Genomic DNA, 899 nt, shown 5'->3' with positions numbered 1-899 from the left:
ACTTGCTTCGAGCCGTCCGCGGAATCGGTCAGGTTGTACGTCGGCGCGGATACCCCGCCGTTCGCATCCACCGACGAGCCGCCACCCAGCGCATTCGCCACGCTCTGCGCCGTGCCATGCAGTTGGCCGCCGTTGATCGCATCCTTGCTCTGCGCGCTGACCTGACCCGCCTTCACGTTCGTGAGCGTCGTGCCGTCCGCGCCGCCAAGCGTCGCTTTCGACTTCGTCGCATCGTCGTACGTCATCGCCAAGGACGTCACGCCCTTGTTCGGGTCGTTCGGATCCACCTGCGTGACCAGGCCCGCCTCCTTCAGTTGGCCAAGGTTCACCGCGTCCTTGTCAGCCACACCCGCCTTCACGTTCGACAGGATCGTGCCGTCTGCACCGCCGAGCGTCGCCTTCGACTTCGTCGCATCGTCGTACGTCACCGCCAGCGACGTCACGCCCTTGTTCGGGTCGTTCGGGTCCACCTGCGTGACCAGGCCTGCCTCCTTCAGTTGGCCGAGGTTCACCGCATCCTTGTCAGCCTTACCCGCCTTCACGTTCGACAGGATCGTGCCGTCTGCACCGCCGAGCGTCGCCTTCGACTTCGTCACATCGTCGTACGTCACCGCCAGCGATGTCACGCCCTTGTTCGGATCATTCGGGTCCACCTGCGTGACCAGGCCCGCCTCCTTCAACTGGCCAAGGTTCACCGCATCCTTGTCAGCCTTACCCGCCGCTACGTTCGACAGGATCGTGCCGCCCGCGCCCGCGAGCGTGGCCTTGCCGTGGTTCGGCGTGCCGTCCGCGTTCTTGTCGTACGTCACTGCCGCACGCGTGTGACCATTGCCGTCCACCAGACCCGTGTTCGTGAACGCGTTCTTGATGTTCGTGATGTCGCCCGTGTTGCCCGCAAC

At 64.8% G+C, this 899-nt stretch carries 1 pseudogene; it reads right to left on the bottom strand.

Annotated elements, in window-relative coordinates:
- Positions 1–899 (bottom strand): annotated as a pseudogene (locus WS61_RS28965) (hypothetical protein); the annotation flags it as partial.

This window comes from Burkholderia sp. ABCPW 11 (assembly GCF_001523445.1).
Taxonomy (GTDB): Bacteria; Pseudomonadota; Gammaproteobacteria; order Burkholderiales; family Burkholderiaceae; genus Burkholderia.
This window is presented reverse-complemented; position numbering and strand designations above follow the sequence as displayed.